This window comes from Enterobacter sp. BNK-8, from assembly GCF_048685095.1.
Classification (GTDB): Bacteria; Pseudomonadota; Gammaproteobacteria; order Enterobacterales; family Enterobacteriaceae; genus Enterobacter; species Enterobacter quasiroggenkampii.
The window spans coordinates 2,122,550-2,147,250 of record NZ_JBLQTN010000001.1 but is presented as its reverse complement, the minus strand read 5'-3'; the positions used below and the strand labels follow the sequence as shown (position 1 = coordinate 2,147,250).

Genomic DNA, 24,701 nt, shown 5'->3' with positions numbered 1-24,701 from the left:
ATAAAAAATGACGAAACCGGACTGGGGCTTGCTTCAGCAACGGTTCCTGTCCGAACATGCCGAAACCGGCGTATCACCTAAGGAATGGTGTGAAGCGCAGGGACTGAATTACGCTACCGCCCGTCGATATATCAAAAAAACTTCTGCGCAAACTGCGCAAAAAACTGCGCAAAAAACTGCGCAGAAAAAAATGTGCACTGCGCAGAACGAACAAAGCGCAGAAGTGCTGGTGGACATAAAGTTAAGCGCGAAGGTAAAGCGCTTTATTGCTGAATACCTGAAGGACAATAACGCCACAGCCGCAGCTGCACGTGCTGGTTATAGCGACCCAAATTATGGCCGTCAGCTCATAGCGAATCCTAACGTTGCCCAGGCCATTGCGAAGCAGCAGAAAGCCTCCATTGTGCGCACGCTTGGCAGTGCCGATGAAGTCCTGGCGCAGATGTGGCAGCTCGCCACTTTCGATGCAAACCAGCTTTCACAGTATCGTCGCGGCGCGTGTCGTTACTGCTGGGGCTTCGGTCACCATTACCAGTGGCGCGATGCAGTTGAGTTTGATGAGGAAACGGCAAAAGTCGAGGGAAGGTGCCAGGCTGCCGCAGGATACTGGCGGCTATGGTTACGACCATAACCGAGAACCAAACCCAGAATGCCCGCGCTGCAACGGTGACGGCATCGGCCAGCCTTATTTCCCTGATACTCGCAAACTTCCTCCAGTCTCACGGCTCGCTTATTCAGGCGTGAAGGTCGGCAAAAATGGCATCGAAATCACAGCAATAAGCCGCGAGCGTATGTTCGAAGCGGTAATGAAGCGCCTTGGCCTTGCTGATAGCGAGTTTGCACAGCGTCTGCAGCAGATCGAAATCGAACGCCGGCAGCTTGAGGTCGAGAAACTCCGCAAGGAGCTGGCGGGTGATGGTGACGATGACGAGCCAACTCCAGTTCAAATCAATATCAACGTAGTGGACGCGAGGGCGGACGATGGGGATCAGCCCGACACTTAATATCCCTCAAGCTCGGTTCTTGGCAATGCAGCATAAATTCAAAGCCTATGTTGCCGGGTTCGGTTCCGGTAAGACGTGGGTGGGTTATAGCGGCATCTGTAAGGGGATGTGGGAGCACCCTAAAATCAACCAGGGCTATTTCGCTCCAACATATCCGCAGATCCGTGACATCTTCTACCCGACGATTGAAGAGGTGGCCTTTGACTGGGGGCTGAGCGTCAAAATCAACGAGGGGAACAAAGAAGTTCACTTCTACGAGGGATGGCGCTACCGCGGGACAACCATCTGCCGCTCGATGGAGAAGCCCGGCTCGATAGTTGGTTTCAAAATTGGTAACGCGATGGTGGATGAGCTGGACGTCATGGCGGCTGCCAAAGCGCAGCAGGCCTGGCGAAAAATCATCGCCCGTATGCGTTATAAGGTCGATGGGCTGCGAAATGGCATCAATGTAACGACGACGCCAGAAGTGTTCAAGTTCGTCTACCAGCAGTTCGTGAAGGCGGTGCGTGAAAAGCCAGAGCTTGCGGCGCTGTATGGACTGATTCAGGCCAGCACGTTTTACGGCTGCGTGAAATCTGGCGCCGATACGTGATAAAGGGTAGCGTTCAGACGTTTGGATACGATAGCGACTTTACGGCAAACGGTACAGTTGTGGTGCAATCATCTCCGCCAGTATCAATGTTGAAGATTAGCAGTAGCATGCTGTAATGAGCTTACTTAATTTGAGGGTAACTTGAGCCTAGATTTAAAAATGATAAAAACTTCTACTCTTTTCCTTTGTACTTCCTTATTTTCAAGCATGGCTTTTGCAGAAAATCACTACATACCTCTACTTTATAACTTATCGACTATGTTTGATTTCAATCCAGTTAAGGGGGCTGTTAAATCGTTAGATACTGATGTTGAGGAGAATGGAAAAATCACTTATAAAATCTCCATCAGACTGGATAAAAATGGTTGTGTTGATAGCTTAAATCTTGATAATGTTTCTTCTGGACATCAAACCATTCTAAAATATACAAATGGAAGTCTTATTGGCCATAGAGATGGCAAGCCTTTCTCAATACAACTTGATGAAAAATGTCACATTTTGAGTAAAAATGAAAACGGTGACGAGTTGCGTTACACTCTTTACCCGAATGGATTAATTAAAGACACCTATTTTTTAGGCAAAAAAATATCTGAACATTTTTATGATGAAGACTATAATTTGACGCGCTCTGAATTTTATAGTTCAGAAAGCGTTATGTCTAAAAATGAAATATCTTATGTTGATAAAAAAAGAAAGCCTCTTGATTATAAACTAATAAACTCATCAGTTTTCTCGGAGGGGTATACAGCAACCAGTTTTTGTCATTATAACGAAATGCTTGTGCCTGAAATATGTAATGCCACAGTACAGAACGCAGGTAATCCGGTGCCGAAACCAGTTTCAATGACAGCGCATACGAAAGTTGAATTCTACTAGATTAAAACGATTCCAATAAGCTACCTCCGGCGTCATGGTGTTTTATCGGGACGAGTTCAATGAAGGCACTGGCTTAATGTAAGAGGAATTTAAGATGAATGTAGAAACGGTCCGCTTAATCCTGGAACCCTTTAATGATTCACATTATGAAGGCTTAAGGGTAATGGATAGTGATGCTGAGGTGATGCGCTATATCAATAAGGGTATTGTTAAAACGCCCGAAGAAACCTGGGAGGGCATCAGAAGGGTGCAGGCTCGCTGGGATAAGTATCACTTCTCGTGGTGGGCTATCAGAGAGAAATCTTCTGGTGCGATCGTTGGTGCAGCATGCCTCCAGCACCTGGCAAACGTGGAGGGTGCACCATTAGAGATTGGCTGGCGCCTCGTTCCTGAACACAATGGCAAAGGCTATGCTACAGAGGCAGCGAAAGCGATCGTTGATTACGCTGTAGAACGGGTGGGAGCATCTTATCTGGTGGCCGTGGCCGATCCCGAAAATATCGCATCGCAGCGTGTTATGAAAAGGTTAGGTATGACTTATAAAGCAATAGAGCAGCATTACGATACGGAATGCGTAGTCTATGAGCTTAATATTGGTAAGCCTGCTTAAGTAACAGATACACCTCTGCCACTTTATCTCCGCTTACAGCACCTCAACCAATTCAAATTCTTCTGCGACCAGTTCCATATCTTCAGAAAAATGGCCTTCGCGGAAGAAAAATCGCTGATGCTCTGTCTGCCAGTATTCAAGGCTTAAATCACCTTCACCCTCTTTACGAGCGAATTCCTCATTAACATCGCAAAAACGCACCAGTCGCATGGAAACCAGCCGGATCACACAGACTGGGACATTCTGACCATCAAGGATTATGTTGTAGCTTCCTATCCGTGGAGCAGACACTTCCTGCGAGTACGAGGCAAAAGATCCGCAGGTGGCCGTTTTGAGCCCTTTTTTAATCAGGTCCGCTAGTTCGTTCGCCAGTTCCGGGCTGTCACCCATTTGCCAGGCCTGTGCGCCCGGGTATTTCATTTTTAATTCCTCAACCGTCACCATTCAACTTCCCTCATAACTTTTTTTCAAAAGAAACATACCAGCGGTTTTAGCATAAACATCGTCGATACCAGAAGCGTACTCTGCTTTACTGACACCTTTTTTCACTGGTGGGCAGGAAAACAAAGCGTTGCGCTTATTGCTCGAGTGAATATATCCTTGCGGGGTTATCTGCGTGGTGAATCTATGGCCGGTAGCCAGGCGCGTGACGTTGTATAACAAAGAAAAGTCACCGGGATAGAACCGACGCCACGCTTTTTCTGTAACTTTTATCCCATTGGAAGGGGTTAACGTGTTCAAGCTTAATTCATCGCTACTGGTGGCGTTGCTACTGTCAGGCTGTAGCGCCGATCTGGTTCTCAGCCCACCTCAGCAACCTGAATACAAATCGATGCCTGAAATAACGCAGTCTGTGACGCCATCACAACAGCGCGCAATCATGGCAGGCGAGCGGCCTGACTGGTCAGAAAGAACGCCGGTCAAGACAATAAAGCAGTACTAATAAGCACGTATTAACCAGGGCTGCCGTTCGGCGGCCTTTTTATTTCCCCATTTGAGAAGGTGCAAAGATGGAGTCTGGCTTGCGGGAAAATTTCTGACGCCTGACATGGTATTTCTTTCTTTATCAACCATGCTTAAGACGAAGACAATTCAATCACTTCAGCATCACCGAAGCGGCAACGTCACTCGAGTCGAGAATCCTGAATGCGCCATGCACCTATCTCCTTAGCTGCAGCCACGGCAATTTTTATGCTGGGCGTTTTTATCATCAATTTACAGGTTTGGTATTCTGCACGGGCTGACAGCCTTGCAGGGGCGCACTATGTCGTGCGAAACATGAACGTCATTCTTAAAGAAGCCCGTCATGCGACCCAGATAGCAATGCAGCTTGCTGAGAATGAGTGTGATGCTGAAGGGCAGTATCGGCTCGGTACTGAAGCGGCATTACAACCCCATCTGAGAACGATCGTTATTCTGAAACAAGATGCGGTCTGGTGCTCCTCTTTACCGGGAAATCGCGTGTTGCTGGTTAACGGCTCAGCGCTGCCTCAGGCATCATTGCTACTTGTTCCATCGAAAAGTACGGTCAACGGCCTGCCGGTTCTCTTATACCAGACAAACCATGCCGGAAGCCGAATCATGGTGAGCATCAGCGACAGCCATATCCGGGATGCGCTGAATGTGCCATTACGTGGCGTGGCGTATTCACTGCAAGTCGGCAATCGTCGTTTAGGCCAATCCGGCGATGTGTTGACGGCACCCCATGCAAACAAAGATGTACTGACGGTAAAAGACGCTGATTATCCCTTCGCGATTCAATTTAACGCTCCGCCTCTTTTTAGCCTGACGAGATTATTCGACCAGGCCGGTGGGGTGCTGTTATTTCTGCTGCTCATTTCCTCTCTTCCTGCTTATCTTCTGCAACGCTATCTCTCTAAGGATATATCGCCTGAAGATTCGCTGCGTACTGCCATCTACAGAAATGAAATTATTCCCTATTACCAACCCGTCGTGAGCGGAAAAGAGGGCACCTTGCGCGGTGTCGAGGTGCTGGCCAGATGGAAGCATCCGCAATCCGGGTTTATTTCTCCCGCGTCGTTTATTCCTCTTGCAGAAAAATCAGGGCTAATTATTCCATTAACCCAAAGCTTAATGCGTCAGGTTGCAATGCAGATGAATTCAATTTCTACGCTGCTGCCGGAAGGATTCCATGTAGGAATTAACTTCAGTGCGTCTCATATCGTGGCTTCAACTTTTTTTGAAGAGTGTCTGTATTACAAGCGCAGCTTTGTGCAACAGGATCTGAACCTCGTCGTTGAGGTGACCGAGCGCGAGCCCCTCCACGTAGATGAACATCTCGTTAAGACCCTGAATGAACTGCATAACAACGGATTTGCAATTGCGCTGGATGATTTTGGAACGGGCTATTCTGGCCTGTCCTACCTGCAGGACCTGCGCATTGATTACATCAAAATCGACCAAAGCTTTGTTGCCAGAGTGAATGCCAATGAGGATTCCACCCTGATCCTGGATTCGGTACTGGAACTGGCAAAAAAACTGTCAATCCGTATTGTTGCGGAAGGGGTTGAAACCCAGCAACAGCTTGATTATCTCATCCGCAATAACATCACGTTTTTACAGGGCTACTTCTTCTACAAACCTGTTCCTTTTAAGGAGTTGATAAAAATCCTTTTGTCGAAGCCAAAGGTTAAAGTGAGGGTGGAGTGACGTTTTCCCCGGAATTGCGATAAAGAAAAAAAGGGGGGCATCATCCCCCAAATAAAATGCAGACCGTTATTGTTTTAACTACGGTGCTATTTTGTTATCTGAGTGCTTTGTGGTCAATTTAATTGTTTTCAACCTTTGCTGTAGAGATTACATACTAAAAAAAGAATGAAGAGTCTAAGGTAAAATTTTAAAGTTGATCCTGGTCAATATTACCGCCTTCACGGCTGAATAATAGATGCAATCATGTTTAACTTGTTAAGCAACTGCTCTGGCGGTGGGTTTTGGACGTTAGGCGTTTCCGTATAATTTTTTAAGAAAAAAATGCTGACTGCGAAATGACGATGCAGTCATGCTTACATATTAACCTGGCTTGAAGATGCGTCAGCAAGATAGGGTATAATGCGGCTTCGTAATTGCTAAACAACCCGGTGGTTGGTGCTATGACCCTCAATCGCTTTTTTTATTTACTCCTGATCTTTGCTGCAATCGGCAGCCTTTTTGCCTCTAACCCTTTGGCTATGTGGTTTCTGCTGATCAATGTGCTGACGATGGCTATGTATGGCGCCGATAAACAGGCAGCGCGTAAGGGTATGCGCAGGGTACCGGAAGCCACGCTGCTGGTATTTGGCGTAACCGGCGGCTGGCCTGGCGCGATTGTGGGCCAGCAACTCTTTCGCCATAAAACGCAAAAGCAGCCCTTTAAAACCTACTTTTTCTTAAGCATTGTCGTTAGCATTGCCGTGATGACGGCGGTTTACCATTTCTCGCCTGTTTCTTCTTTATGAGCGTATTGACATCAAGTTAACTTGAGCTTTTAAGATGTCAGCACCACGTTGATAAAGGAGTAACATCTTAAAATGAAAGACATTGATGTAGGTTTCACTCATGTCGCGTTTATGGTCAGGGACCTGGAAAAGAGTATTGCCTTCTATCGTCGCTATGCCGGTATGGAGGTCATTCATTTACGTGAACCCGACATGCCTGATGCCAGAAAAGTCGCATGGCTTAGCGACCATACCCGTCCTTTTGCACTGGTTCTGGTACAGGCCGATACCGTGACCGACACGCCGCTGGGCAGCTTCGGGCATCTGGGAATTGCCTGTGCGACCCGCGAAGAAATTGACAGAAAAACCGCGATGGCCACCGCTGAAGGTGTGCTAAGGAAGGCGCCTGAGAATGTAGGCGACCCCGTCGGATACTATGTCTTTTTTGCCGATCCCGATGGAAATACGTTAGAGCTGTCATTCGGACAGCGCGTCGGTCTGGAAGCGATCCGAACGGCCAGTCGGAATAAATAAAGCGAAGATACGTTAGCAACAGGAAACAGACCGCGTCGCGCGTCGTTAATTGATCCTCCATCACTGCCAATAGTAGTAGGACTATTCTTAAGTTGTTGCTGTTTTTTGCACAATCTGAATAATACGTGCAACACCACGGACGATAACATCCCATGAAAATAGTCTCTATTATGCTGGCAGTGCTGGCGCTTTTTTCTGAGCCTGCCTGGTCCGCTTTTCAGGAGCGGGAATATAATACCTGGTATATGAAAAATGCGGTGCTTTATGATATGACGCAGACCTCGGAAGGTTATCCCGTCATGGTGAGCGTATCCCAGCCTGGGAGGAAATCCGCTAATTTGCTGGTGTCATATATTACGGAAGGGCGCTGTGGTGAGAATAAGCTGCCACTCAATGTGAATGGTAAAGTGCTGCCCGCCAAATATGATTGTGTTCAGATAGGGAAGAACAGAATTGAACATTTTTCAGTTGTGGATGCGGACAGCGTCAATGGCATGGTGACGCATTTAAAATCTGATTTCACTATTCTCCTGCAAAACGATATCAAAATTTGGGCGGCAAATATCAAAACGCCAAAATACGGGCTGGCACCGAGATTCTAACGATGAAATGTCTGTCTCACGACAGGTATTATTTCTATCATGGTAATCATTTATGAAAGAATAGTGTCATGGTGTTATTAATCAAAATATGGAGTAAGTGGCCCTGTTTTTTTACGTATTGAAATGGACTGTATGCTAAACGGTACGAAACCGCACAAATAATCCTTACTGACATTATGGATAAAGCTCGCTACCAGACTTACGCTTGCTAACGGCGTTTTAGTTGTTCAGCACATCTTTATTGGTAAGGAGCAGAAAATGTCACATCCTAATAGTCTGGATTTGCTAAGCCGTAAAGAAGGAATGTGTTTGTTAGAGCAAAGCATGGGTTTTGTCTGGCAGGCAGCACTTCGGGCTGTCGCAGTGTTAGGCGTTGCAGATCGTCTGGTTGAAGGAAAAAAATCCGTTACGCAACTGGCGGAGGAGCTTAATGTCGATGGCGACTATCTTCATCGGATCATGCGCGTATTATCCTCTCGTGGAGTGTTCAACGAACTGTCCGAAGCTGAATATAGCCTTAGCCATTCAGCACAGTTCCTGTGTTCTGAGCATGAATTTTCATTGCGTGCGGCGGTGCTCATGCTGACAGACCCAACATTCTGGCAGCCAGCGGCTAAAATGGATGAGATATTGCAAGGCAAACCTGTTTTTAATGATTTGTTTGGCAAGCCTTTTTACGACTACTGGCAGCATGATGACACGATGACTGACAGCAACATTTTTCATGCGGGTATGGCCTCTATGTCATCCGTAGAGAATGAAGTCATCGCCGATAGCTATTCGTTTCCTCAAAATGCTATCGTTGCCGATATTGCCGGTGGGCTGGGTAATTTATTGCTGGCTGTTTTACGCCGAAATCCGACCTTAACAGGGATCCTGTTCGATCAAAAAGACGTGCTTGCGCGGAATCGACTGTATCTGTTAAATGACAATCGTCGATGGAAGGCAGTTGAGGGTGACTTTTTTGAAGCCTGTCCTGTAGCGGATATTTACCTGCTTAAATATATTTTGATGGACTGGCCTGATGAGAAAGCGGTTCAGATACTTCAATCGTGTAGAAATGCAATGAAAGAAAATTCCCGATTATTAATTTTTGAACCACTTATAAAAAAAGAAAATAATGAGCAGGGACGATTTGAAATTGACCTTCTTCTTTTAACAAGCTTTGATGGAGGGCGGGCAAGAACGGAGTCTGAGTATCAGACCTTGTTTGAAAAGACCAGTCTGAAGTTAAACACTATAATAGACACCCGTTCGTATCTGTCGATTTTAGAAGTCGTACCTGTCTGAACTACGTAAATTATATTCACAAAGCGTGTGTCCTCATTCCGTTTTACCGGATTCCTGCTACGCTTGTTTGTTGTATCAGGAGCATGAGCATGATGAACAAAGACGAACAAACAGGTTTAGTGGGGCTGGCGATTGGGGCCGCCGTCATTGGGCTGGTTTCAGCGCAGAAACCGATCCATCGCAACAGTATTGTCGATGAACTGGTCAGGCTCGGCAGGCAAAAAGGCGATGGTGTAGAAGACGAGGTTTTCGTCAAGGCCGCCGAGCTGGTGAGAAAAGGGGTATAGCCTATGGCTGAATGTCGTAATGCGCAGTGCCATTGCGGTGCGGTGGCCTTTACCGTTGCGCTCACGGATGGCCTGAATACCGCGCGGCGCTGCAGCTGTTCCTTTTGTCGCATGCGGGGCGCGGTCGTCGTCTCTGCGCCGCTGTCAGGGATTACCGTGACCAAAGGTGAGGATAAGCTCACGGAGTACCGGTTTAACACGGGGACGGCACGGCACTTCTTCTGCTCGGTGTGCGGGATCTACACGTTCCATCAGCGGCGTTCCAATCCAAACGAATACGGCGTGAACGTTGCCTGCTTCGAAAACGTCTCACCGTTCGATTTCCCTGAAGTGACGGTAATGGACGGGGTAAACCATCCCTCGGATGGAGACAGTGGGGTGTTTGGCTACCTCTCTTTTCGCAAGAAAGGGGCAGTTGAGGCGTAATTGCCGCCTGGCCACTCTGTAATCAGCCTGGCTATAGTGGAGGGTGGTTATCTGAAACAGGAGAAACTATGCTCTGTGTTGAAAAAGACGATCCGCGTGAGGCCCCTGAATCAGGTGATAAAAAGCCTCAACCCGTGAAAAAATAACGCGTACTGCGCGTTTACCCGCCACCGGCACTGCTGGTGGCTTTTTATTTTCGCGGGAGCAATATTAAACGCCATCGAGGTGGTTCAACACCGCGCCCAGATGACCGACAATATCAGCAAAATCAAAAATTAACGCCATCCAGATGAGCGCTAAAAGAGTAAGTACGGCAACGGATACACGACCAAACAACGCTGTTATCCCTTGTGATGAAAAGGTTATCGTCTGAGTTTAACCAGCTTTCCCTCAACTTACCCTCAACCACACGATTCCAGAACCTGTTTTTTGTGACGAGCTTCAAAAAGGGGGGGGAGCCCGCATCATCATGCGGGCTCTGGCAATCAGAACTGGTAAACCAGGCCCAGTGCCACGACATCATCCGTGCCGATGCCGTTGTTTTTGTAGAAGCTGTCATCTTCATCCAGCAGGTTGATTTTGTAATCAACGTAGGTGGACATGTTTTTGTTGAAGTAGTAGGTCGCGCCGATGTCAGCGTATTTAACCAGATCCTGGTCGCCCTGGCCGTTGCCGAGGTCCTTACCTTTAGACTGCAGGTAGGAAAGGGACGGACGCAGGCCGAAGTCGAACTGGTACTGTGCGGTCACTTCGAAGTTCTGGGTTTTGTTGGCCACGGCGTCGGTGTTATCACCGTAAGGCGTCATATTGCGGGTTTCAGAGTACATGGCTGCCAGATAGATGTTATTGGCGTCATATTTCAGGCCCGCAGTCCATGCATCCGCTTTATCGCCGCCCGCAGTGGTATTCATCACCTGCTCGTTGGTACGGTCAGAAGAGGTATAGGCTGCACCTGCGGTAATCCCCATGCCGAAGTCATAGGTGGTAGAGATACCGAAGCCGTCACCGTTCTCGTGACGCGTGTCGCGACCGTTGTTGGTGCCTTCCTGATTGTTGCTGGCATCTTCATTTTTGCCCTGATACTGCAGCGCAAAGTTCAGACCCTGCACCAGACCATAGAAGTCGGTGTTACGGTAGGTGGCCACGCCGTTGGCACGGCCGGTCATGAAGTTATCGGCTTTGGTGTAGGAGTCCCCGCCGAACTCAGGCAGCATATCGGTCCAGCCTTCCACGTCGTACAGAACACCGTAGTTACGACCGTAATCGAAGGAGCCATAATCACCCACTTTGATACCGGCGAAGGCCAGACGTGTCCAGGACTGGTTATCAGACCCTTCGGTGTTATTAGCCTGAATGTTGTATTCCCACTGCGCGTAGCCGGTCATCATGTCGTTGATCTGGGTTTCGCCTTTGAAGCCCAGACGCATGTAGGTTTGATCCCCGTCAGCGCCTTTATCGTCGGAGAAATAGTGCAGACCATCTACTTTTCCGTACAGATCTAATTTGTTACCGTCTTTATTATAAATCTCTGCTGCATGAGTTGCGCCAGCCATTAACAGAGCCGGAATCATCAGGGCCAGTACTTTTCTTTGCATTATGATATTCCTTTGCGGTTGTTTTTATTTAATTACCTGTTGAACTTCCTGAATGAGAAAGTTGTCTCATGCTAAATCACTCCTGAGTAAGAGTAATAAATTATAATTGTTACGAACTAAGTAAAATCTAAACCGAATAAATCAACGGTAATAGTCATTGGTTTGATGAATGTCTTAATGCAAAGTATATAAAATTAAAATTATTAATCAGGCGTTAAGTAAGCTATTCTTGGCGGCGTTATATGCCTTTAAGATTATTTATCCATAATTCGCGTGAATATTATTTAGGAAACTAAATAGATATTTAATGATTATCTGGATTCGCCCGGTGTGAATACACCGGGTTTTTTTATGGCAAAAAAAAGCCCGGACACGCCGGGCTGAGAAACTAGTCGCTGGTCGATTTTTCGGCTTTACCCGCCAGCTGAGCCAGGAAGTCATACCGTTTTTGCAGATCGGCCGCTGCGTCTTTCCATAGCTGTTCGGCCACTTCCGGCTGCTGCGCGTTAAGGCGACGGAAGCGTTGTTCCTGCATCAACGTCTCGGCCAGGGCATCTGACGGCGGACGTGAATCCAGCGCCAGTGGTAACTTACCTTCGTCCGCACGGCGCGGGTCGAACCGGTACAGCGGCCAGAAGCCGGTCGCGGTCAGCTGTCGCATTTGATCGTGGCTGAGTGCCAGGTCGTAGCCATGCTCTTCACACGGGCTGTAGGCAATGATCAGCGACGGGCCTGGATATGCTTCCGCTTCCTGGATAGCCTTCACCGTCTGGTTAAGCTGGGCACCCAGCGAGATTTGTGCGACGTAAACGTGGCCGTACATCATCATGCTCACGCCGAGATCTTTACGTGCCTTGCGTTTGCCGTGTTCACCGAATTTCGTGACTGCGCCAAGCGGCGTCGCTTTCGACGCCTGGCCACCGGTGTTGGAATAACACTGCGTATCCAGAACCAGGATATTGACGTTTTCGGTCAGGCTCAACACGTGATCCAGTCCACCGAAGCCGATATCGTAAGCCCAGCCGTCACCGCCAATCAGCCAGATTGATTTTTCAACCAGCGCGTCCGCGTCGGTCAGCAGCTGTTCAGCGCCCGCCACGCCCTGAAGCGCCTGACGTAGCTCAGCAACCTGCTCACGACGTACCTCTGGCGTCGCGTCCGCGTGAAGCGCGTCATTGAGCCCGGCGGGGATCTGCCCGGCAAACTGTTCCAGCAGGCGCATCACGCGTGCGCGGTGCTGGTCAACGGTCAGGCGGAAGCCCAGGCCAAATTCGGCGTTGTCCTCGAACAGCGAGTTCGCCCACGCGGGACCGCGCCCGTTGGCGTCAGTGGTGTACGGCGTGGAGGGCAGGTTACCGCCATAGATAGATGAGCAGCCGGTAGCGTTGGCAATCAGCATCCTGTCACCGTACAGCTGGGTAAGCAGCTTGATGTACGGCGTTTCACCGCAGCCTGAACAGGCGCCGGAGTATTCAAACAGCGGCGTGATCAGCTGCGAAGTGCGAATATCAATGCGTTCCAGTTTGCTGCGATCGATTTCCGGCAGATTCAGGAAGAAGTCATAATTAACCTTCTCCTCTTCAACATGCTCCAGACGCGACATCATATTGATGGCTTTGATCTCCGGGTTCTGCCTGTCTTTCGCCGGACAGACCTCGACGCACAGATTACAGCCGGTGCAATCTTCCGGTGCGACCTGCAGAACGTATTTCTGTCCGCGCATATCGCGTGATTTCACATCCAGCGAATGCAGGCTGGCCGGCGCGGCCTCCATCTCTTCCGGTGACACCACTTTGGCGCGAATGGCAGAGTGCGGGCAGGCCGCCACGCAGTGGTTGCACTGGGTACACAGCTCTTCCTTCCAGATGGGGATCGCTTCGGCGATGTTTCGTTTTTCCCAGCGGGTGGTGCCCATCGGCCAGGTGCCATCTGGCGGCAACGCAGAGACGGGCAGGGCATCACCCAGCCCGGCCAGCATCGCCGCCGTCACGGTCTTCACGAAATCAGGCGCCGCATCGGACACGACTGGAGGGCGGTTCGGGCTTGCGGCATTGACCGGCTGCAGCGGTACCTCGAACAGCGACTCGCGCGCCAGCGCCAGCGCCTGCCAGTTACGTTCGACCAGCTCCTGGCCCTTGCTGCTATAACTTTTGGCAATCGCGCCCTGCAGTTCCGCCAGCGCGCTGTCGCCCGGCAGGATATTTGTCAGATGGAAGAAGGCCATCTGCATAACGGTATTGATACGCGCGGCAAGGCCACATTCGCGGGCAATTTTCGCCGCGTTCACTACAAAGAAACGGGCTTTTTTCTGGTTTAGCACCGCCTGCACTTCCTGCGGCAGGCGCGACCAGACCTCATCTGCGCTGTATGGCGTATTCAGGAGGAAAATACCGCCAGGCTTCAGGCGCTCGGCCATTTGGTATTTATCGATAAACTGCAGCTGGTGACAGCCAACAAAATCAGCCTGAGAAATAAGATACGCTGAGCGGATGGGCTGTTCGCTCACCCGCAGATGGGAAACAGTCAGACCGCCGGCTTTCTTGGAGTCATAGACGAAATACCCCTGAGCGTACCACGGCGTGGAGTTTCCGATGATTTTGATGTTGTTTTTGGTCGCAGAGACGCTACCGTCACTGCCCAAACCATAGAACAGCGCCTCGAGTTTGGCGGTTGAGGGCAGGGTGTTTTCTGGCAACGACAGGGACAGATTGGTCACATCATCATAAATGCCGACGGTAAAGCGCGGCTTGGGCTTCGCTTCGCTGAGCTCGTTGAATACCGCCAGCACGCAGTCCGGTCCGAACTCTTTGGAGGACAAACCATACCGCCCTCCGATCACGCGCGGCAGCGTTTCACGTTCGCCTTGATTAAAGGCTTCGGCCAGGGCCGTCATCACATCCAGATACAGCGGCTCCGCCTGGGCGCCCGGCTCTTTGGTGCGATCGAGCACCGCAACGGTACGCGCGCTCTCCGGCAGTGCCGAAAGCAGATGTTTCGCCGAGAACGGCCGATAGAGACGCACTTTAAGCACGCCAACCTTTTCGCCGCGCGTCAGCAGCTCGTCAACAACTTCCTCGCAGGTGCCAATGGCAGAGCCCATCAACACAATGACCCGTTCCGCCTGCGGATGGCCATAATACTCAAAGGGTTTGTATTCCCGACCGGTCGCGGCGGCAAAGTCATTCATCGCCTGTTCAACATGGTCGTAAACCGCGTTGTACCACGGGTTCGTGGCCTCACGGGACTGGAAATAGGTATCCGGGTTCGCCGACGTGCCGCGAATCACCGGGTGTTCCGGATTCAGGGCGCGGGCGCGATGCGCGTCGATATCCGCCTGCGGGAGGAGATTCAGGATTGTCTCGTCAGCCAGCGGGACGATTTTGTTAATTTCGTGAGAGGTGCGGAAACCATCAAAGAAATGAATAAACGGCACCCGGCTTTTGAGCGTGGCGATATGCGAAATTAAGGCAAAGTCCTGGGCTTCCTGAACGCTGCTGGCGCACAGCATCGCGCAGCCGGTCTGGCGCACGGCCATCACGTCTGAGTGATCGCCAAAGATAGAGAGCGCGTGGGTGGCAACGGTCCGCGCCGCGACGTGCAGAACGAAGGGGGTCAGTTGCCCGGCGAGTTTGTACAGCGTCGGGATCATTAACAATAATCCCTGAGAAGAGGTGAACGACGTGGAAAGCGCGCCGGTCTGAAGCGCGCCGTGTACCGTGGCAATCGCACCGGCTTCAGACTGCATCTCAACCACTCTCGGGACATCGCCCCAGACGTTTTTTAACCCGTTACCCGCCCAGGCGTCTGCCTGCTCAGCCATGGTCGAACTTGGCGTAATCGGGTAGATGGCGATAACTTCACTGGTGCGAAACGCGACTGAGGCAACTGCACCATTACCGTCAATAGTTTGCATAGGACAACACCCTTACATTGCGCAAAAAATAGGGGTCTGTATTACGACGACAAACCCTGAATATTATCTGTGTATTCTAGCAAACGGGGGATTTTACGATTTTCGCTTTTGTGTCCTCGGTATTCTCGCCATCAATGAGTAGATCAAACTTTTGGCGAAAAAATTGCGAGAAATTGTTTCTGGAGCGCATAAATACGCGCTTCCGCTCTCGACGACACGGGATGGGATGCCTATTATGCATAGGTTTCGCATTATTCATGGGGGAGAGAGCATGCGCTCAGCATTTTGGGTAGGGTGTGCCGCATTATTGTTGTCGGCATGTAGCAGTGAACCCGTTCAGCAGGCAACGGCAGCCCACGTGGCGCCGGGAATGAAAGCGGCGATGTCCAGCTCGGGTCAGGCTAACTGCGCGATGATTGGCGGCTCGCTGTCGGTTGCCCGCCAGCTTGATGGTTCTGCGATTGGGATGTGCGCCTTGCCAAACGGCAAACGCTGTAGTGAACAGTCGCTTGCCGTTGGAAGCTGCGGTAACTACTGATTATTCTACACGCTTAAACATCAGCGTTTTATCGGCTGTCGCCAGCGTTAACTGGTCTTCCGTCAGGTCGACCTGCGCCCCTTTGCGCAGCATGTCGCCGATGGCCTGATCCAGCTCATTCAGCTGCGGTTCAGTACAGAGCTTGCGCGTCATGGCCAGCGTTTTCACTTTAAGCTCGCCTTCGGACAATTTCCCCTGTCCGTTGAAGCGGTTACACATCTGGCCAGAAACGCTGATGTTATTCACCAGGCTTATATCAGGCAGGGCACTAAAACTGATCTCAGGTTGCGTTGTCGCGGTCTTAACCGCCTTACCGTTCACGTTTTCCAGCACAAAGCGGTGGTTCTGAAGTTGCTCCGGCTGAACGGAGGCTTTACCCGGATTAACGCACCCGGTAAGGGCAAGACTGATAACACTTAACGCAATGAGCTTTTTCATTTTTCTTCTCAAACTATAAATACTGTGAATCTTTTTCCAGTGTAACGATACTCTGCCGTGCGTTAATGGGGTTTATCTGAAAGTGCGGGGGGAAGGAGACGGGCAACGCTGCGGTTGCCCGGGATGAAGTTAATGCGATTTAAACCCTGCTGCCGTCATCAGCATACGGAAGAGCATACTGACCGCAGCCAGCGCCAGTACGCTGCCGCCCCAGATAATGGCCAGCCACAGCAATCTTTTCCAGACCGGTTGTTGCATCAGTGATAACCCTCCCCATGCTGAACTTTGCCGCGGAAAACGTAGTAACTCCAGAAGGTGTAGACCAGAATTACGGGAATGATCAACAGCGCGCCGACCAGCATAAAGCCCTGGCTTTGCGTCGGTGCGGCGGCCTGCCACAGGGTGATCGACGGTGGAATAATATGCGGCCAGATGCTGATCCCCAGCCCGCTAAAGCCGAGGAATATCAGCCCCAGCGTCAGGATAAACGGACGGCTATGGCTGGCTTGATTATTCAGGCAGCGCCACTGGTACAGGCTAAAAATCACCACCAGAGCAGGGACGGGCAGCAGATAAAACAGGTTCGGCAGCGTAAACCAGCGCGCGGCGATGGCCGGTTGCGCCAGCGGCGTCCAGAGGCTAATGGCGGCAATAAACGCCAGCAGCACGATTAACAGTGTTTTCGATACTTCACGCATCCGCTGTTGCAACGCGTTTTCGCTTTTCATCACCAGCCAGGTCGAGCCTAACAGCGCGTAGGCCACCACCAGGCCCGCGCCGCAAAACAGGTTAAACGCGGTAAACCAGTCAAAGGGGCCGCCGGTATAGGCCCGGCCGGTGACGGTAAAGCCGTTAATGACGGCGCCCACCGTCACGCCCTGGGTAAACGTCGCCAGAATGGAACCACCTATAAACGCCTTATCCCAGAACGGACGGTGCGCCGGCGTGGCTTTAAAGCGAAACTCAAATGCCACCCCGCGGAAAATAAGTCCGATCAGCATTAATGTCAGCGGAATGGTCAGGGCATCAACGATGACCGCATAGGCCAGCGGGAATGCGCCGAACAGGGCGGCACCGCCCAGCACCAGCCAGGTTTCATTCCCGTCCCAGACCGGCGCGACGCTGTTGACCATCACGTCGCGATCGTCGGCGTTTTGCGTGGCCGGGAACAGAATGCCGATCCCCAGATCAAAACCGTCCATCACGATATACATCAGCGTGGCAAAGACGATGATCACAAACCAGATAATGGAAAGATCGATACCCATTATGGCTGCTCCTTATGTTCAGTTGTGACGGCAGAAAGCGGGCGCGCCGGACGTCCATCGGACTCGGTGGCGAAAGACTCATGCGGCTGCGGGCCTTTTCGGATGAGGCGCACCATATAGCTGTAACCCACGCCGAATACCGAGATGTAAACGATGAAGAAGGCCAGCAGGCTCACGCTCATATGCAAATCACCATGGGCAGAAACCGCATCCTTCGTTCGCTGAAGCCCATAGACCACCCACGGCTGGCGGCCCACTTCCGTGGTGATCCACCCGGCCAGAATGGCAATCAGCCCGGATGGCCCCATCAGCAGCGCAAACCACAGGAAAGGGCGCGATGAATAAACGCGCTTTTTATAGCGCAGCCAGAGTGCCGTTACCCCAAGCAGCAACATCAGCATGCCCAGGCCCGCCATAATGCGGAACGACCAGAAGACGATGGTGGAATTCGGGCGGTCTTCCTTTGGAAACTCTTTCAGCGCCGGAACCTGTTTATCCAGACTGTGCGTCAGAATAAGGCTGCCGAGCGCGGGGATCTCCAGTCCAAAGCGGGTGCGCTCCTGTTCCATATCCGGCCAGCCAAACAGCAGCAGCGGGGTCGGCTCACCCGGCGGGTTTTCCCAGTGGCCCTCAATGGCGGCGATCTTGGCGGGCTGGTGCTTTAAGGTGTTCAACCCGTGCATATCGCCAACCAGGGCCTGGATGGGGGCGACAATCAGCGTCATCCACAGCGCCATCGAAAACATTGCCCGGATGGCGGGGGTATTATTCCCGCGCAGCAGATGCCATGCCGCGGATGCGCCGACAAACAGGGCGCTGCTCAGGAACGCGGCTATCGACATGTGCAGCAGGCGGTAAGGGAAGGAGGGGTTAAACACCACCGCGAACCAGTCTACCGGTACCACCTGACCGTTGACGATCTCATAGCCCTGCGGGGTCTGCATCCAGCTGTTTGAAGAGAGGATCCAGAAGGTAGAGATGATGGTCCCCAGCGCGACCATGCAGGTAGCGAAGAAGTGCAGCCCAGGCCCAACTTTGTTCCAGCCGAACAGCATTACGCCGAGGAATCCGGCTTCGAGGAAGAAGGCGGTAAGCACTTCGTAGGTCAGAAGCGGGCCGGTAATACTGCCCGCAAACTGTGAAAAGCCGCTCCAGTTGGTGCCAAACTGGTAGGCCATCACCAGCCCGGAGACCACGCCCATGCCAAAGTTGACGGCAAAAATCTTCGACCAGAAATGGTACAGCGAGCGCCAGACCGGATTTTTTGTTTTCAGCCACAGCCCTTCGAGCACGGCAAGGTAGCTTGCGAGACCAATGGTGATGGCCGGGAAAATAATGTGAAAGGATACGGTAAAGGCAAACTGTATCCGCGCAAGGTGAAAAGCATCCAAACCAAACATGCAAAACTCCGCGATGTAATTATGTCGATGCCATTCTAAGCCGCGCCAGCTCTGGGTTGCAGAAACAGACCTCTGTTATTTATCTATAACAGTTCTCATGCCTGCCTGAGTTGTAGCTCTTGTTGGGCGGCCATTTTTCCGCCCTGAAGAGGTTCATTTTCGTAATGCCCAGAGATAAATCAACATGGCATTGAGCAAAAATGAAAAGATGAAAAGCAATAGCGTATAGCTTTCACTCCATTCGAGTTCAGTTACAAAACCAAAATGTCTGGTAAAGAGATGATAAAGTAATACATCAGGCATGAAGTAACATACAAGGGAGTAAATAACAAACAGCATCAATGTTTCAATAACCCAGGTCAGGGTATGCTTTTTTGCATTCATCAATATACCTGTATTGTTCCAAGTGCATCTAATCCAGCTGCGACTTTAAACGTGCCGGATGCGAGTAGACCATGCATCAGTATTCTGTAGTGGGAGTGATTTGGTAACGTAATACATCCATTACTAATTCCAGACTGTCCCGCAGGGTGTAACCGGAAAGAACCGCGTTCAACGTTATTGATAAAAGTTCTGTCATCGATGTGAGTATCGTGGCGGTAAAGAGCAAACCAAAAGTCATGGTTTGAACCGCTTTCCAACCCTTTGATTGCGTCATGCCAGTGAGTACCAAGCCCGCCTCGTGGTCGTGTCACGATATAATAGAGTCCTGGTGGTAAGGGGCCCACCTCAGCAGTAGCAACGGTATCAGGATTATTTCTGTTATTCCCCGAGTTTCCAGAATACGCGGGAAAAAAACCTAAGCCAGGACAGCTCAAAGTAGAAAGCTGATAGCCATTCAAATGAAAAGTACACCGAATCATCTGTCTTTCCACTCGTCAGAAAAAATAATATTACCGTCACAGTGCTTCCAGGTTATTTTTTCGTAACGCAGGGCGATACTTTCCAGATGGTTATGTTTCTCTGTTGCCGGGTTTTTAACGTCGTGCATGAGTGGACATATAGATACCACCTTGACATTCTCTAACTGCATATTGAAGTACTCAACTTCCTGCCCGGAATCGTTGATTTTATACCACTTAAATTCCGCACTTTTCAGCGTCTGACCTTTTGCAACGGCTTTGTAGAGATAGGGGCTAGAACTGTCGAATTCCTTCTCAAAAACGAGGGCTGAATGAATACGGGTACCCGTTATTTTTCCTGTCATGTTATCTGTCGGTAGATGCAGTCCGTGACCGAATCCTAACACCTCAATACTTCCTTCCCGATCTTGTACATCAACAGCGCCTTTGATATCTGCGCCGCCATCATCTTTGAGCCAAAGGTATGCTGGAATGGCCATCTCAAACTCCTTTTTTCTTTAACAATTCGTGTTTTAACGAATGTTATTACTCCCGGTGTGATAAGGTTATTAGGCAAAAAGTGTTATGCAAAATATTTATATTTCATTGATTTATAGGAGTTTTGTTTGTAATTGACTTAACCTATAGTTAGTGCCAACCTTAGTATTGATGAATAAAAACATTCTTTTTATGAATTTTCCGCATTAAACCGCTTGCTTTGTCGTCAGCGTCGTGCGTTAATGATCTTCTGGTTTTGAGTCCAAATAAATATCTGACGTAGTTTTTAAAGCAGTTCTCATCACGTTGTGCCTCTCCGCAGCCTCTCTTGGGTCTTTATCTACATTCCGATTCGTTTTGTTTAAAACCATTATGCCCAATCGGCCCATTAGTAATTTACGTTTTAACGTTTCAGGAGAATCCTATGACTTCTTATATCCATTTTCGCTGCCCATGCTGCCATGGTTCGCAGTACCGTACCTCAGCCTTTGATGTGTCTGAGAAAAACCCGTTTGGCGCGAAATGCATTTTTTGCAAATCGCCGATGATCACGCTCGACCACCTGGCCGCCGCGCATTCCGCTCAGAGCCACGTGACCGAATACCGTAAGTAATTCATCTTCCAGACTATAACAGTTAGCTAAATCTTCTCTTTTTCTCCTGCTGATATACACTATCGGTCATAAGGAGAATCTGATGAAAAAATACCAGCGTCTGGCGCAACAAATTATCTCGCAGATTGAGCTTGGCGTATGGCTGCCGGGCGATAAGCTGCCTTCCCTGCGAGAGCAGGTGGCAAGCAGCGGCATGAGTTTTATGACCGTTGGCCACGCGTATCAGATGCTGGAAAGCCAGGGGCGCATCGTCGCCAGACCGCAGTCGGGCTATTACGTTGCCTCGCGCCCGACCGCACAACAGCCTGCGCCACCCGCTCAGGTGATGCGTGACGAAGCGGTGGATATCAATACCTATATCTTCGATGTCTTACAGGCCAGCCGCGACCCCTCCGTAGTTCCCTTTGCTTCCGCGTTTCCCGATCCCCGGCTTTTCCCGCTTCAGCAGCTCAACCGCTCGCTGGCTAACGTCAGTAAAACCGCAACGGCGATGAGCGTGATTGAGAACCTGCCGCCGGGTAACGTCGATCTCCGCCACGCCATTGCCCGTCGTTACGCTCAGCAGGGAATGAACATCTCCCCGGAAGAGATCGTGATCACCGCAGGCGCGCTCGAGGCGCTGAATCTTAGCCTGCAGGCGGTGACCGAGCCGGGTGACTGGGTGATTGTCGAAAACCCCTGTTTCTACGGCGCGCTGCAGGCGCTGGAACGCCTGAAGCTTAAAGCGTTGTCGATTGCGACAGACGTCCGCGAGGGGATCGATCTCAACGCCCTTGAACAGGCGCTGAATGAGTACCCGGTTAAAGCCTGCTGGATCATGACCAACAGCCAAAACCCGCTCGGCTTCACGCTAAGCGCGGAGAAAAAAGCGCAGCTTGTCGCGCTGTTAACACAGCACAACGTCCCGCTGATTGAAGATGACGTTTACAGCGAGCTCTATTTTGGCCGCGAAAAGCCGCTCCCGGCGAAAGCGTGGGATCGTCAGGACATGACGCTTCACTGCTCGTCCTTTTCAAAATGTCTGGTGGCCGGTTTTCGCATCGGCTGGGTGGCGGCAGGAAAACACGCGCGTCGCATTCAGCAGCTGCAGCTGATGAGCACGCTCTCAACCAGTTCTCCCATGCAGCTGGCGCTGGTGGATTACCTGGCGACCAAACGCTACGACGCCCACCTGCGCCGCCTGCGGCGTACGCTGGCCGAGCGCAAGCAGCAGGCCTGGCAGTCACTTCTGCGCCATATGCCTGCCGGTGTCAAAATTCACCATAACGACAGCGGCTACTTTTTATGGCTGGAACTGCCGGCACCGCTGGATGCGGGGCTGCTGAGCGAAAAGGCCTTAACGCACCACATCAGCATTGCCCCCGGAAAGATGTTTTCCACCTCTGACGCGTGGACGCCGTTCTTTCGTTTTAATACTTCCTGGGCCTGGGGAGAGCGGGAAGAGCAGGCGGTCATTCAGTTAGGAAAATTAATTAGCACGATGCTGGAATAATCCTTTCTCCGTTATTTAAATAATCAATTCTTATCCTGATGACGGCACTGCGAATATTTCGCGGTGACCTGTCATAGGAAATCTGCATACCGTCTCTCGCGCCTAACTCCTTGTCTATAATCCAGTTAACGGGGAATGCGCCCTCGGTCACACCTTGATGAAATTTCCTGAAGCCGTACGGTGCGGCGCATTTGCGCGGTCTACGTTTAATAAGGGAGATATTTTTACGGCATGGCTGCCGCTAAATTTCATTGCGACAGGAGTAACTCTTATGAGCAAAAATTTTGCCCGCAGCAGCCTGTGTGCGCTCGGCATGACTATCATGACAGCGCAAGCCGCAGAACCCCCCAAGGCCATTGGCGACGGGGAAGGTCGACTGGATATTATCGCCTGGCCGGGATACATCGAGCGGGGGCAGACGGATAAAAACTACGACTGGGTCACCCAGTTTGAAAAAGAGACCGGGTGTGCGGTCAACGTCAAAACGGCAGCCACGTCGGATGAAATGGTCAGCCTGATGGCGAAAGGGGGATACGATCTGGTGACCGCCTCAGGTGATGCCTCCCTGCGGCTGATCATGGGCAAACGCGTCCAGCCGATTAACCCCGATCTTATCCCCAACTGGAAAACCCTCGACGAACGGATTGTGAAAGGGGAATGGTTTAACGTCGGGGGCAAGGTCTACGGCACGCCGTACCAGTGGGGGCCAAACCTGCTGATGTACAACACCAAAACCTTCCCGACGCCGCCGGACAGCTGGAGCGTGGTCTTTACTAAACAGGATCTGCCGGACGGTAAAACCAATCAGGGACGCGTGCAGGCGTATGACGGCCCGATTTACATCGCCGATGCCGCGCTGTTCGTTAAAGCCACGCAGCCGCAACTGGGTATTAAAGACCCGTACCAGCTCACCGAAGCACAGTATGCCGCCGTGCTTAAGGTGCTTCGCGACCAGCATGCCCTGATCCACCGCTACTGGCACGACACTACCGTCCAGATGAGCGACTTCAAAAACGAAGGCGTCGTGGCCTCCAGCGCCTGGCCGTATCAGGCGAATGCGCTGAAGGCCGAGAACCAGCCCATTGCCACCGTCTTCCCGAAAGAGGGGGTGACAGGCTGGGCGGACACCACCATGCTCCATGCGCAGGCTAAACACCCGATGTGCGCCTACAAATGGATGAACTGGTCGCTAACGCCGAAAGTGCAGGGCGATCTGGCAGCATGGTTTGGTTCCCTGCCTGTGGTTCCGGAAGGGTGTAAAGCCAGCACGCTGCTGGGCGATAAAGGCTGCGAAACAAACGGTTATAACGAGTTCGACAAAATCATGTTCTGGAAAACCCCCATCGCAGAAGGCGGCAAATTTGTCCCTTACAGCCGCTGGACGCAGGATTACATCGCCATCATGGGCGGTCGTTAATTGCCCGGGAGCAGAACATGACGTACGCAGTCGAGTTTAACAATGTTTCCCGCCTGTACGGCGACGTCCGGGCGGTGGATGGGGTCACCATTGCGATTCGTGACGGAGAGTTTTTCTCCATGCTGGGGCCTTCGGGCTCCGGCAAAACCACCTGCCTGCGTCTGATCGCCGGTTTTGAACAGCTGTCAGGTGGCACGATCTCTATCTTCGGCAAAGAGGCGAGCGAACTGCCCCCCTGGGAGCGGGATGTGAACACCGTGTTTCAGGACTACGCGCTGTTCCCGCATATGTCGATCCTCGACAATGTTGCCTACGGGCTGATGGTCAAAGGCGTCGACAAGAAAAAACGTCATGCCCAGGCCCGTGATGCCCTGGAAAAAGTGGGCCTGAGCTTTGCCATCGCCCGCAAACCTTCGCAACTTTCCGGCGGCCAGCGTCAGCGTGTCGCCATTGCCCGCGCGCTGGTGAATGAACCGCGCGTCCTGCTGCTGGACGAGCCTTTAGGGGCGCTCGATCTCAAGCTGCGGGAACAGATGCAGTTCGAGCTGAAGAAGCTTCAGCAGGAACTCGGCATCACCTTTATTTTTGTCACCCACGATCAGGGCGAGGCCCTTTCCATGTCGGACCGGGTGGCGGTGTTCAATAACGGGCGCATCGAGCAGGTGGATACCCCGCGCGATCTCTACATGCGTCCGCGCACGCCTTTTGTCGCCGGTTTTGTTGGCACCTCTAACGTTTTTGATGCGGGCCTTGCGAAGACACTTTGCGGGATGGAGGGCACCTTTTCCCTGCGCCCGGAACATATTCGCCTTAATGAACAGGGTGACGTTCAGGTTCAGGGCGTCGTGCAGGCCGTTCAGTATCAGGGGGCTGCCACGCGTCTGGAGCTGAAGCTCGCCGATGGCGCCAAACTGCTGGTGAGTCAGGCTAACTTCAGTGACGTCTCGCCGCTGAGCGGCATTGCGCCAGGGCAGGCGGTCATGGCGTCATGGTCACGTGACGCGATGATCCGCCTGCATGAGGAGAGGTGAA

Annotated in this window: 26 protein-coding genes and 1 pseudogene; 17 read left to right on the top strand and 10 right to left on the bottom strand. The window is 51.3% G+C overall.

Translation table 11 applies throughout. The features are described from left to right. Nucleotides 1-7: 7 nt before the first annotated feature. The 4 genes and pseudogenes from ACMGGU_RS10320 (at nucleotide 8) to ACMGGU_RS10305 (ending at nucleotide 3,082) form a co-directional block, all read left to right on the top strand. Nucleotides 8-1,004: pseudogene (locus ACMGGU_RS10320) on the top strand (terminase small subunit). Beyond that, a complete protein-coding gene (locus ACMGGU_RS10315) occupies nucleotides 982-1,596 on the top strand; it encodes a terminase large subunit domain-containing protein (protein ID WP_420300512.1) in 615 nt (204 codons plus the stop codon). The pseudogene ACMGGU_RS10320 and the gene ACMGGU_RS10315 overlap by 23 nt, the downstream one beginning before the upstream one ends. Nucleotides 1,597-1,755: 159 nt before the next feature. Beyond that, entirely contained in the window at nucleotides 1,756-2,472 is a 717-nt protein-coding gene (locus ACMGGU_RS10310) for a YnfC family lipoprotein (RefSeq protein WP_414455269.1), read from the top strand. Between the two features lie 94 nt (nucleotides 2,473-2,566). After that, nucleotides 2,567-3,082 carry a GNAT family N-acetyltransferase gene (locus tag ACMGGU_RS10305; protein ID WP_111966583.1) on the top strand — a complete coding sequence of 172 codons (516 nt, stop codon included), beginning with the start codon at nucleotides 2,567-2,569 and terminating at the stop codon, nucleotides 3,080-3,082. Between the two features lie 33 nt (nucleotides 3,083-3,115). On the opposite strand, the gene ACMGGU_RS10300 is transcribed toward ACMGGU_RS10305, so the two are convergent. Continuing rightward, complete coding sequence (locus ACMGGU_RS10300; protein ID WP_420300511.1) at nucleotides 3,116-3,526, bottom strand: ASCH domain-containing protein; 411 nt, start codon at nucleotides 3,524-3,526, stop codon at nucleotides 3,116-3,118. Then, nucleotides 3,527-3,823, bottom strand: coding sequence for a hypothetical protein (locus ACMGGU_RS10295; RefSeq protein WP_167210947.1), 297 nt, complete (start codon nucleotides 3,821-3,823; stop codon nucleotides 3,527-3,529). Nucleotides 3,824-4,228: 405 nt separating this feature from the next. Here ACMGGU_RS10295 and ACMGGU_RS10290 point away from each other — a divergent pair, with 405 nt between their 5' ends. The 8 genes from ACMGGU_RS10290 (at nucleotide 4,229) to ACMGGU_RS10255 (ending at nucleotide 9,801) form a co-directional block, all read left to right on the top strand. After that, a complete protein-coding gene (locus ACMGGU_RS10290; protein ID WP_420300510.1) occupies nucleotides 4,229-5,752 on the top strand; it encodes an EAL domain-containing protein in 1,524 nt (507 codons plus the stop codon). Nucleotides 5,753-6,192: 440 nt separating this feature from the next. Then, on the top strand, nucleotides 6,193-6,537 hold the full coding sequence (locus tag ACMGGU_RS10285; protein WP_048223463.1) for a DUF1294 domain-containing protein: 345 nt from the start codon (nucleotides 6,193-6,195) through the stop codon (nucleotides 6,535-6,537). A gap of 72 nt (nucleotides 6,538-6,609) precedes the next feature. Next, complete coding sequence (locus ACMGGU_RS10280; protein WP_045908846.1) at nucleotides 6,610-7,050, top strand: VOC family protein; 441 nt, start codon at nucleotides 6,610-6,612, stop codon at nucleotides 7,048-7,050. 152 nt (nucleotides 7,051-7,202) lie between these two features. Continuing rightward, entirely contained in the window at nucleotides 7,203-7,652 is a 450-nt protein-coding gene (locus ACMGGU_RS10275; protein WP_048223460.1) for a hypothetical protein, read from the top strand. A gap of 258 nt (nucleotides 7,653-7,910) precedes the next feature. Beyond that, nucleotides 7,911-8,942 carry a methyltransferase gene (locus tag ACMGGU_RS10270; protein ID WP_262805178.1) on the top strand — a complete coding sequence of 344 codons (1,032 nt, stop codon included), beginning with the start codon at nucleotides 7,911-7,913 and terminating at the stop codon, nucleotides 8,940-8,942. Between the two features lie 89 nt (nucleotides 8,943-9,031). Further along, on the top strand, nucleotides 9,032-9,229 hold the full coding sequence (locus tag ACMGGU_RS10265) for a hypothetical protein (RefSeq protein WP_023616678.1): 198 nt from the start codon (nucleotides 9,032-9,034) through the stop codon (nucleotides 9,227-9,229). 3 nt (nucleotides 9,230-9,232) lie between these two features. Further along, a complete protein-coding gene (locus ACMGGU_RS10260; RefSeq protein ID WP_045908843.1) occupies nucleotides 9,233-9,655 on the top strand; it encodes a GFA family protein in 423 nt (140 codons plus the stop codon). A 68-nt stretch (nucleotides 9,656-9,723) separates the two neighbouring features. Then, nucleotides 9,724-9,801: a hypothetical protein gene (locus tag ACMGGU_RS10255; protein ID WP_223239581.1), complete on the top strand. Its 78-nt coding sequence runs from the start codon at nucleotides 9,724-9,726 to the stop codon at nucleotides 9,799-9,801. A 339-nt stretch (nucleotides 9,802-10,140) separates the two neighbouring features. Here the strand turns inward: ACMGGU_RS10255 and ompC are convergent, their stop codons facing one another. Together ompC and nifJ are read right to left on the bottom strand one after the other, a co-directional pair. Further along, on the bottom strand, nucleotides 10,141-11,250 hold the full coding sequence (ompC, locus tag ACMGGU_RS10250; protein WP_045908842.1) for a porin OmpC: 1,110 nt from the start codon (nucleotides 11,248-11,250) through the stop codon (nucleotides 10,141-10,143). A 388-nt stretch (nucleotides 11,251-11,638) separates the two neighbouring features. Beyond that, nucleotides 11,639-15,163, bottom strand: a complete 3,525-nt coding sequence (gene nifJ / locus ACMGGU_RS10245; protein ID WP_063621813.1) for a pyruvate:ferredoxin (flavodoxin) oxidoreductase — start codon at nucleotides 15,161-15,163, stop codon at nucleotides 11,639-11,641. A 271-nt stretch (nucleotides 15,164-15,434) separates the two neighbouring features. Between nifJ and ACMGGU_RS10240 the strand changes: the two genes are divergently transcribed. Next, nucleotides 15,435-15,701: a DUF333 domain-containing protein gene (locus ACMGGU_RS10240; RefSeq protein WP_023312003.1), complete on the top strand. Its 267-nt coding sequence runs from the start codon at nucleotides 15,435-15,437 to the stop codon at nucleotides 15,699-15,701. On the opposite strand, the gene hslJ is transcribed toward ACMGGU_RS10240, so the two are convergent. The 6 genes from hslJ to ACMGGU_RS10210 all read right to left on the bottom strand — a co-directional run bounded on the left by hslJ (nucleotide 15,702) and on the right by ACMGGU_RS10210 (nucleotide 20,149). Beyond that, nucleotides 15,702-16,139, bottom strand: coding sequence for a heat shock protein HslJ (gene hslJ, locus ACMGGU_RS10235; RefSeq protein WP_045908840.1), 438 nt, complete (start codon nucleotides 16,137-16,139; stop codon nucleotides 15,702-15,704). A 129-nt stretch (nucleotides 16,140-16,268) separates the two neighbouring features. Further along, nucleotides 16,269-16,397, bottom strand: a complete 129-nt coding sequence (locus ACMGGU_RS10230; RefSeq protein ID WP_008501283.1) for a DUF2474 domain-containing protein — start codon at nucleotides 16,395-16,397, stop codon at nucleotides 16,269-16,271. Continuing rightward, a complete protein-coding gene (cydB, locus tag ACMGGU_RS10225; RefSeq protein ID WP_048223450.1) occupies nucleotides 16,397-17,407 on the bottom strand; it encodes a cytochrome d ubiquinol oxidase subunit II in 1,011 nt (336 codons plus the stop codon). Before cydB ends, ACMGGU_RS10230 begins: the two co-directional genes overlap by 1 nt. After that, nucleotides 17,407-18,807, bottom strand: a complete 1,401-nt coding sequence (locus tag ACMGGU_RS10220) for a cytochrome ubiquinol oxidase subunit I (RefSeq protein WP_420300509.1) — start codon at nucleotides 18,805-18,807, stop codon at nucleotides 17,407-17,409. Before ACMGGU_RS10220 ends, cydB begins: the two co-directional genes overlap by 1 nt. 383 nt (nucleotides 18,808-19,190) lie before the next feature. After that, nucleotides 19,191-19,670 (bottom strand): DUF2778 domain-containing protein, encoded by a 480-nt coding sequence (locus ACMGGU_RS10215; protein ID WP_420300508.1) that lies wholly within the window; start codon nucleotides 19,668-19,670, stop codon nucleotides 19,191-19,193. Next, nucleotides 19,667-20,149, bottom strand: coding sequence for an Hcp family type VI secretion system effector (locus ACMGGU_RS10210; protein WP_104948426.1), 483 nt, complete (start codon nucleotides 20,147-20,149; stop codon nucleotides 19,667-19,669). Before ACMGGU_RS10210 ends, ACMGGU_RS10215 begins: the two co-directional genes overlap by 4 nt. Before the next feature lie 422 nt (nucleotides 20,150-20,571). On the opposite strand from ACMGGU_RS10210, the gene ACMGGU_RS10205 reads away from it, so the two are divergent. The 4 genes from ACMGGU_RS10205 to ACMGGU_RS10190 all read left to right on the top strand — a co-directional run bounded on the left by ACMGGU_RS10205 (nucleotide 20,572) and on the right by ACMGGU_RS10190 (nucleotide 24,700). Beyond that, on the top strand, nucleotides 20,572-20,760 hold the full coding sequence (locus ACMGGU_RS10205; protein WP_032645155.1) for a hypothetical protein: 189 nt from the start codon (nucleotides 20,572-20,574) through the stop codon (nucleotides 20,758-20,760). A gap of 82 nt (nucleotides 20,761-20,842) precedes the next feature. Beyond that, nucleotides 20,843-22,252, top strand: a complete 1,410-nt coding sequence (locus ACMGGU_RS10200; protein WP_032674890.1) for a PLP-dependent aminotransferase family protein — start codon at nucleotides 20,843-20,845, stop codon at nucleotides 22,250-22,252. Between the two features lie 271 nt (nucleotides 22,253-22,523). Next, the gene (gene ydcS / locus ACMGGU_RS10195; protein WP_024907240.1) at nucleotides 22,524-23,669 is read left to right on the top strand and encodes a putative ABC transporter substrate-binding protein YdcS; all 1,146 of its coding nucleotides are present in this window, start codon (nucleotides 22,524-22,526) and stop codon (nucleotides 23,667-23,669) included. 17 nt (nucleotides 23,670-23,686) lie between these two features. Next, nucleotides 23,687-24,700 carry an ABC transporter ATP-binding protein gene (locus ACMGGU_RS10190; protein ID WP_406915111.1) on the top strand — a complete coding sequence of 338 codons (1,014 nt, stop codon included), beginning with the start codon at nucleotides 23,687-23,689 and terminating at the stop codon, nucleotides 24,698-24,700. Nucleotide 24,701 lies beyond the last annotated feature (1 nt).